Annotated in this window: 8 protein-coding genes and 1 pseudogene; 2 read left to right on the top strand and 7 right to left on the bottom strand. The window is 66.2% G+C overall.

What is annotated here, in order from left to right:
* The first annotated feature begins 300 nt into the window (after nucleotides 1-300).
* Entirely contained in the window at nucleotides 301-1,452 is a 1,152-nt protein-coding gene (locus COGEMETH_RS18720; protein ID WP_238184118.1) for a GGDEF domain-containing protein, read from the top strand.
* Between the two features lie 506 nt (nucleotides 1,453-1,958).
* On the opposite strand, the gene COGEMETH_RS18725 is transcribed toward COGEMETH_RS18720, so the two are convergent.
* The 4 genes from COGEMETH_RS18725 to COGEMETH_RS18740 form a co-directional block, all read right to left on the bottom strand.
* Entirely contained in the window at nucleotides 1,959-2,255 is a 297-nt protein-coding gene (locus COGEMETH_RS18725; RefSeq protein ID WP_238184119.1) for a YciI family protein, read from the bottom strand.
* A 79-nt stretch (nucleotides 2,256-2,334) separates the two neighbouring features.
* Nucleotides 2,335-3,321, bottom strand: a complete 987-nt coding sequence (locus tag COGEMETH_RS18730; RefSeq protein ID WP_238184120.1) for an alpha/beta fold hydrolase — start codon at nucleotides 3,319-3,321, stop codon at nucleotides 2,335-2,337.
* A 115-nt stretch (nucleotides 3,322-3,436) separates the two neighbouring features.
* Nucleotides 3,437-4,270, bottom strand: a complete 834-nt coding sequence (locus tag COGEMETH_RS18735) for an oxidoreductase (protein ID WP_238184121.1) — start codon at nucleotides 4,268-4,270, stop codon at nucleotides 3,437-3,439.
* A 645-nt stretch (nucleotides 4,271-4,915) separates the two neighbouring features.
* Nucleotides 4,916-5,470 carry a sugar O-acetyltransferase gene (locus tag COGEMETH_RS18740; RefSeq protein WP_283215028.1) on the bottom strand — a complete coding sequence of 185 codons (555 nt, stop codon included), beginning with the start codon at nucleotides 5,468-5,470 and terminating at the stop codon, nucleotides 4,916-4,918.
* A gap of 82 nt (nucleotides 5,471-5,552) precedes the next feature.
* On the opposite strand from COGEMETH_RS18740, the gene COGEMETH_RS18745 reads away from it, so the two are divergent.
* A complete protein-coding gene (locus tag COGEMETH_RS18745) occupies nucleotides 5,553-6,149 on the top strand; it encodes a TetR/AcrR family transcriptional regulator (RefSeq protein WP_238184122.1) in 597 nt (198 codons plus the stop codon).
* 12 nt (nucleotides 6,150-6,161) lie between these two features.
* On the opposite strand, the gene COGEMETH_RS18750 is transcribed toward COGEMETH_RS18745, so the two are convergent.
* The 3 genes and pseudogenes from COGEMETH_RS18750 to COGEMETH_RS18765 all read right to left on the bottom strand — a co-directional run.
* The gene (locus tag COGEMETH_RS18750; protein WP_238184123.1) at nucleotides 6,162-6,896 is read right to left on the bottom strand and encodes a TetR/AcrR family transcriptional regulator; all 735 of its coding nucleotides are present in this window, start codon (nucleotides 6,894-6,896) and stop codon (nucleotides 6,162-6,164) included.
* Nucleotides 6,897-6,955: 59 nt separating this feature from the next.
* Nucleotides 6,956-7,159: a hypothetical protein gene (locus tag COGEMETH_RS18755; RefSeq protein ID WP_306421762.1), complete on the bottom strand. Its 204-nt coding sequence runs from the start codon at nucleotides 7,157-7,159 to the stop codon at nucleotides 6,956-6,958.
* Nucleotides 7,160-7,454: 295 nt separating this feature from the next.
* Nucleotides 7,455-7,558 (bottom strand): annotated as a pseudogene (locus COGEMETH_RS18765) (cupin domain-containing protein); the annotation flags it as partial.

The following is a 7,558-nucleotide window of genomic DNA, read 5'->3' on the forward strand; positions in this document are numbered from 1 at the left end:
AGGGGGTGGGTAATTACCGGGGGCTTCCTCTGCAGCAAGCCGAAGCAAGATGTCCAAAAGGTTGCGGCCCGAAAATTTCTGCAAAAATATTGGGCGAAAACATTTGTCATGGTGCAATATCGGTTAAGTTGCATTAAGAAAATGTTAGCGATATCATCGAATATGGTGTTGGGCGCCCGCATGCCGGGTCGCAGCCATTAAGCTTGTAGTCGATTTTGTACTCAAGCAAATACCAATAATGGTTCGTATATCAAATGAGCCTCGATGAAAAATTAAATGGTCTTGTTTCGAGTGTCTTTCATGGCTCTGGACCTCAACACGCTTCATTTCGCCAGCGCGGTCAGCCGGGGCGCCTACGTCGTCGTGTTCCTCGTGATGGCCCTCAGCCAGAGTCGGCAGGCCTATCTCTGGCATTGGATGGGCGCCATGGGGACGTCGATGGCGGGATCGCTCATCATGATGAGCGTGTCGTCCGATACCTTGCCACCCATTCCGATCACGATGATCACGTATTGGCTGTACAGTGCGAGTCTCGTACTCTCTTGGACGGGCCTCCGCGACTTCTTCGACCGACGCATCGAGGTCGGGCTCAGCGTTGCTCTCGTCGCTCTCCCGGGCGTCCTCTATCCGACCCTGCTCGGCCTCGGCCTCTCCAGCCGGCTGTCGATCGCGGCGATCTTCGCCTGCTGCTTCGTGGTGGCCGTTCTCGCCACGTATGAGACCGTTCGCTTGACGGCCGGGGCCGAAAGGCTCTGGTCGCAGTACATCGAGTCCGTGGCGTTCGGATTCTATGCGATCGTCTTCCTGCTCTCGATCGGAATCCTCATCGGCACCGACCTGCCAATCGCCTCGGCCGAGAGCGCGCGCATCTCGATGATCATGGATCAGGTCACGGGGGTCTTCGTCTATTTCGGATATGTCGCGATGGCCGCCGAGCGCGCCAACCGCACGCTCCTGCGCCTCGCCGAGACGGACCCGCTCACGGGGCTTTCCAATCGACGGGGCCTGCAGACGATGATGCGCCGTAGCGTCCGGGGTTCGGACGTACCGCCGACGGGGGGGCTGCTGATCCTGGATATCGATCACTTCAAGTCCATCAACGATCGGTACGGACACGAGTGCGGCGATCTCGTCCTGAGCGCGTTCGCGGCCCGGACGAAAGCGGCGCTCCGCTCGCCGGACATGATCGCTCGCTGGGGCGGCGAGGAGTTCCTCGTCGTGCTTCCGGGCGTCGGCGAGCGGGAGCTCCTCGACGTCGCCGAGCGGTTGAGGTCGAATATCGCGGAGCGACCCTTTCCCCTTCCGACGGGGGCGTTGACGGCGACCGTCAGCATCGGGGCTGCCATGATGGGCCAGGGTGGCGCGCGCTTCGAGGATGTGACGAAAGTGGCGGACGCCGCGCTCTACGAGGCGAAGGCGCAGGGACGGAACTGCGTGCGTCTGGGACGGTGACCGTGCCGATGCGCAGACCCGTTAGGGTTGTCATGAACCGCCGCCGGTCGAGCGGCCTGTGCGAGCATGCGGCGGATGACGGCCGCCCTGTCGAGACCCGCCCGCGTAGCGGGATGGCGCCTGCAATCCTCGACGGGCCGGCACGGGCACGCCGCCCGGGCGCGGCCGAGACAGGGGCAGGAGGGTCTGCGGCACCTCGGACCGGGTCGGTCGATGCAGGGTCTGCGGCCGCGGCGATGCGAAGCGGGTCGGGCGGCCGGAACGGGTTCGAGGGCGGCGCCGTCGAGGAGATCCGCCGTCACGATGTCCATGGCGACGCCGTGGGCGGTCCGCCATTCATCGGCCGGGAGGCTCGGTCGGCCGCGCGACCGGCGAGGCCCGGATCGTGGCCCCGTGCGGCCGGGCCACCCGGAGACCGCGCCGACAGCCGCCGCAGGCGCTGGCGGCCGAGCGCGGTGGTTATGGAATTCTCCTCGGATCGGCGGAGGTCCGACGAGACGCGCGCGTCAGCCCCGCGCCTTCAGATGCAGCATCGGATGGTGCTCGTAATGCCCGACCCCGTTCTTCACGATGGGGTCCTGCGCGATGAACGCTGCGATGTCCTGGTCGTCCGCGATGCGGTAGAGCGAGACGCCATATCCGCCGGCCGGGTCCATGACCGGACCATGCGCCACGATGGTGCCCTGTTCGAGCAGGGCGTCGAGGTAGGCGCCGTGCTCGCCCATCCAGCCCTTCTCTTCGGCACTCATCGTCGGCAGGAAGTCGGGCCGCGGTGGGATGTATTTGCAAAGATAGTATTTCATGGATAATTCCTTGAAAGACAATGTGTCCTGACGCCGCCCGGTGTTCCCGGGCGGCGTGAATTGGATGGCTGATTCGGCGTCAGGTCTTCTTCGTGTTCTTGACGAACGCGGCGATGTCCGATGCGGCGCGTTCTGGATATTGGAAATGTGCCGCGTGGCCGGCACGCGGGTAGGTGACCACCTGCAGGGTCGGAAATTTCCCGTTCAGCGCGTACCAGTTCTCGACCGGGAATGAGATGTCGCGGTCGCCGTTGAGGTGCAGGATCGGGACGTCGGTGTGTTGCAGCGCCTTCAGCACGTCCTCGGACGGAAACACCGGGTTCGGCGGCGTGCGCGGCGCCTGCGCAATGGCCCAGTCCGCCGGGATGTCCGGGCTCCGCTTGTTCGCACTGGAGAAAATCCGGTCGAACGAGCGCTTCGATGCGGCGCGGCTGCCCGGGTCGTCGGGGTTGAAGAACATGTCGGTGTATTGCTCCAGCGTCGCCTCGTCCTGCGCGGCCAGGTCGTAGAAGCGCTGCTGCCCGGGCTTGACGAGGGGGCCGGGCGGCGTGCCGGCGATCAGGACCGCGTGGCTGACGGTGGGGCCGAGCATCGCCACGTAGATCTGCGCCACGATCGCGCCGAAGGACCAGCCGCCGATCACGACGTCCTTGAGTCCCAGGGCGTCCACCAGATCCTTGGTGTCCTTCACCAGGGATGCGGGGTCGTACGACTTCGTGCCGGTGGAGAGGCCGAAGCCCGAATGATCGAAGGTGACGACCTGGAAGCCCTGTGCGGCCAATGCGTCGATGAAGGCCGGGTCCCAAAGCCCCAGGACACCGCGGAAGCGGTGAGCCAGCACGATGGGCGTGCCCTCGCCCACCGACCGATAGGCGAGCCTGCGGCCCCCCGCTTCGACGAAGCGGGTCTCGGCGGCCGCGGACGCGCTCACGGGTTTCTGGGTCTGCGCGAGCGCCGGTGCCGGCAGGGACAGGGCCGTGAGCGTCGCCGCGCCCGCGATCAACGCATTGCGCCGTGCCGGGTCCGCGATCGACGTCTCGTTCGCGTGCAACTCGTCCTGTGACATCGCTTTCGTCCTTCTGCTGCCAATGATGTTTCGCCGGCCGACCTGGGCACCGGACCGTGCGACGGATGCCGTCGTCCCGCGTGATGCGGGCCGTGCCGCGGGTGCGTCGGTTGGGTCAGTCGGCCACGCCCATCTGCTTGCGGAAGCTCTTTTCGAAAGCCTTCTCAGGCACGTAGCGCCGCATGAGGCGGAGGCGGCCAGCCGTCTTGCCGGGCATGTAGCGGATGTTGGGCTGCGTATCGGTGGCAGCCAGGACCACCTTGTCGGCCACCGCTTCCACGGGATCGCCCGCAGCGATCCCGTTCCGCCAAGTCGAGATCATCGCCTGCCGACCCTTGTCGTAGACGCTCAGGACCCGATCCGGCTTGTCGGCATTGTTCTCCAGGGCCGTCCGGGTGAAGGCGGGGGCGACCAGCGAGACGCGAATTCCGAGACCGCGCAGCTCGTGATCGAGGGACTCGGAATAGCCTTCGACGGCGTGCTTGGTGGCGCCGTAGAGCGCGGTGTAGGGACCCGGCAGGAAGCCCGCCACCGAACTGACGTTGACGATGCGGCCGCGGCCCCGGGCGCGCATGGTCGGCAGAACGGCATTGATCGTCCGGACGATGCCGAAGACGTTGATGTCGAACAGATCCTGAGCCTGCTTCAGGGAGGATTCCTCGGCACCGCCGATGAGAGAGCGGCCGGCGTTGTTGACGAGGACGTCGATCCGGCCCGTGAGCTTGAGCACCTCCGCTACCGTTTGCGTCACCGACGTATCGTCGGTGACGTCGCAGCGCAGCATGTGGATGCCCTCGTGCACCGTGCCGGGCGACGCCTGCCGGCTCGTGCCGAACACGCGAAAACCCTTGCGGACGAGGGCGACCCCGATGGCGAGGCCGATCCCGCTCGCCGCCCCCGTAACGAGGGCGACGCTTTCGCCTGCGGCCGGCAGCCGGGTCTCCGTCATGGTCTGTCTCCTTAATGATGATGAACGTCACCATTACCTATTGATGACGGTCGTCATTGTCAAGCGCGTCCCTGCGGCCCTCTGGCCCACGAACCTCGAACGGGGGGGCATATGTCGATCCTCACCATTGTGAGGCGGGCGTGGAGATCGGCAGGAAGCAGGGCGAGCAGAACCGGGACGGGATATTCGGCGCCGCAGCTAAGCTCTCCGCCTATCGCAGGGCGATGGCGACCTGTTCGGTCGGGAAGCGTTTGCGAGCCATGGCATCCACCCGCCTTCGGGGGACGGGATGCCCGGAAAACCTGCGTTCAGTGCCGACCGGTTTGCTGGCTCAGGGTCGGGTCACGAACGACATCAGATGACATGCGGTATGGATCGATACGCGAGTCGATCGATTATTGTTTACTCAAAATCAGATCACGATTTTCGGTTTTCACATGCGCCTTCGTTCGAGCCGTTATCCACGGCCGCGCGATGGAATGTCCGAACGCGTAGATGGTGACGTGCCTGATGCAGGGTCCGAGTGCGCACCGTCCTGTCGACACGCGACGTGGACCCGGAGATAGCGTTCGCCGATGGCGGGCCGTGACGCGGGAGCCTATGGCCGGTCCGTCCACGACACGCCGCGGCGAGCCGATCCCTCGTTCAGGCCGTTCCGCGCGGTCGGGCCGGATTGCCCACGACGGTCGCTCCCACGGGCACATCGCGGGTGACGACCGCCCCGGCACCGATGATGGCATCGTCCCCCACGGTGACCCCTGGTAGGATCAGCGCGCCACCTCCGATCCAGACGTTCGTCCCGATGACGATAGGGAGACCGCTCTCGACCCCATCACGCCGGAGCGCGGGATCGCGGGGATGATCGGCGGTAAGGAACTGCACGCCGGGACCCACCTGCGTCAGCGCGCCGATGGCAACGGGGGCGACGTCGAGGATCACGCAGTTGAAGTTCAGGAACACGCCCTCGCCGAGGGAGATGTGCTGACCATAATCGCAGTGGAAGGGTGGGCGCACCACCGCGCCCTCGCCAACGTGAGCGAACAGTTCGCGCAACAGCACCCGCCGCTCGGCGGGCGATGCCGCCAGGGTCGTGTTGTAGCGGACCATCCACGCCCGGGCACGCCGGGCATCCGCAGCAAGCTCCGGGTCGCCCGGCCGGTAGGGTTCGCCCGCCAGCATCTTCTGCTTCTCGGTCCTCATGATCGTCCGATCCCCGCGATCTCGGTGGAATGGTAGCCCTTCCCCAGCCGCCGATACGTACGTATGTCCGCATCGGAGGAGGATGCCAACCGCCGTTGGACGATTTCGTCCGCCTGCCGTCCGGGAGATCGCCTTGCGTGGAACACGGCGCCGTTACGACCCTGAGCGTCGGACCCGCATCCTGCGTGCGGCGCTCGATGTCGTTGCCGAACATGGCGTCGCCGGCACGACGCACCGCCGGGTCGCGGCGACGGCCGACGTGCCGCTCGGTTCGATGACCTACCATTTCACGGGCATGGACGAGGTGCTGACCGAGGCGTTCGGTCTTCTCGCCGATAGGGTCGCGACGCGGTTCACGGAGCGGCTCGCCGCTGCGGCGAACCCGGACGAGGCGTGCGAGGCCGTGGTCGATCTCATCGTGGACGAGAGTTGGGCCACGCCCCGCAATATGCTGCTGAGCTACGAGCTGTATGCTTTCGCCGTCCGCAACCCCCCCTTGCGTCGGGTCATGCAGGACTGGATGGAGAAGAGCCGCGCGGCGCTGCGGCAGCACTTCGCACCCGACACCGCCAAGGTGCTGGACGCCATGATCGAAGGCCTATCGATCCATCGCTCGGTGGATGTGGAGCCGATGAGTCGCGCCGAAGTCCGTTCGGTGGTCGAGCGTTTGGTTCACTGAGGCCCTGTCCGTTCAATCCGGTTCGTCACCTGCGGCGGCGAGGAGATCGTCGGCAACGCTGTCGAGGATCTCCCTGGACAGCGAGGGATCGGGAACGACGCGCGACAGAATCACGGCCCCCACCATTTCGGACAGGGCCGCCACCGCCGCCGATCGCCTGTCCGCGACACCCTCTCCCGGCATGATGGTGACGAGCAGGTCGAGGTAGCGGCTGACGATCGTCCCGAAGAAAGAGCGCAGCGCCGGGTCCTCACTGCGCGACGCGTCGACCGCCAGGGTCGCGAGACTGCATCCGGCTCCCGGATGGTCCCGGTGTTCCTCGGAAACGTAGTAGCGAACGAGCGTCGCGAACGGGTCTCCGGTAGGCGCGCCGATCCGCTCGCGAATCTCGTCGCTGGACGTCTCGTAGGCACGGCGCACGGCCTCGACGACGAAGTCTCCCTTCGACTTGAACTGACGGTAGAAACCACCGTGCGTCAGACCGGCGGCCTTCATGAGGTCGGCGATGCCGATGCCCTCCAGGCCGCGCTCGCGGAAAAGCATCGCGGCGGCTTCGAGCACCTTGCTCCGGTTCTCCTCGACCTGCTTCCTGCTGACCTTCACCTCGGACCTCGTTGATGATGACGATCGACATATAAGCCGCCTTTCCCCCGTTGTCAGCCGCCGTATGCCGGAGCGCCGCCCGACGATGACGATCGTCATCGATAGGGCGCCGTCCCTGCCCGACACGCGGCGGAAGGCGGCCATCGAAGGCGGTGCTCTCCAGCCATGCCTCACCGGGTCGGCGACCGCTGCTGCGGTCCCGGCTACCCAAGGGCGGCCTGGCCGCCGACCTTGCGGCTGAGTTTCCGCGCCGTCGCCCCGGTCCTGCGAGCATACGCGACGAGCTGGGCCTGCCCGCTCTTGCCGGCGGTGGTCTCGGAGATTTCGAGAAGGGGCGCGTCGAGGGGAAGGCCGGAGGCGCCGATTCCGAGGCGCGCCGGACCGTGACCCGCTCGTTCGACGCGCATACGACGGTCTCGGCGACGAGCCCGGTCGCGATGACCGGGCGAAGGCCGGCGAAGACGTGGTCGGTGTAGAGCGCGTTCCGGTTCTGGACGATGGACTTGCCCAAGCCCCTTGCCCAAGCCCCTTGCCCAAGCCCCTTGCCCAAGCCCCTTGCCCAAGCCCCTTGCCCAAGCCCTCATGCCCGAGGCGGCGCCGAAGACGCGTTCGGCCGCGATCGGGGTGCGCCAGGCGAAGGCCCGGCCGATCCTCAGTCCGAAGGGGATCGCCGGCAATGCGGCATCGCCCGCCTTTCGCGCCTCACGGGTGCTTGTGGATCGGATCGACCCAGTGGACGGTCTCGGGGCGCTCGACCGGGTCGACATCGGTGATGTTGACCACGACCGCCTCGTTGTCGGAGCGCA

The organism is Methylobacterium trifolii, assembly GCF_022179685.1.
Taxonomy (GTDB): Bacteria; Pseudomonadota; Alphaproteobacteria; order Rhizobiales; family Beijerinckiaceae; genus Methylobacterium; species Methylobacterium trifolii.

Bases quoted from the DNA above. Each gene is read 5' to 3' on its own strand.
- COGEMETH_RS18750 (WP_238184123.1), bottom strand. From the start codon at position 6,896: ATGGCCGCCTTCCGCCGCGTGTCGGGCAGGGACGGCGCCCTATCGATG.
- COGEMETH_RS18730 (WP_238184120.1), bottom strand. From the start codon at position 3,321: ATGTCACAGGACGAGTTGCACGCGAACGAGACGTCGATCGCGGACCCG.
- COGEMETH_RS18735 (WP_238184121.1), bottom strand. From the start codon at position 4,270: ATGACGGAGACCCGGCTGCCGGCCGCAGGCGAAAGCGTCGCCCTCGTT.
- COGEMETH_RS18740 (WP_283215028.1), bottom strand. From the start codon at position 5,470: ATGAGGACCGAGAAGCAGAAGATGCTGGCGGGCGAACCCTACCGGCCG.
- COGEMETH_RS18720 (WP_238184118.1), top strand. From the start codon at position 301: ATGGCTCTGGACCTCAACACGCTTCATTTCGCCAGCGCGGTCAGCCGG.
- COGEMETH_RS18745 (WP_238184122.1), top strand. From the start codon at position 5,553: ATGCCAACCGCCGTTGGACGATTTCGTCCGCCTGCCGTCCGGGAGATC.
- COGEMETH_RS18755 (WP_306421762.1), bottom strand. From the start codon at position 7,159: ATGCGCGTCGAACGAGCGGGTCACGGTCCGGCGCGCCTCGGAATCGGC.
- COGEMETH_RS18725 (WP_238184119.1), bottom strand. From the start codon at position 2,255: ATGAAATACTATCTTTGCAAATACATCCCACCGCGGCCCGACTTCCTG.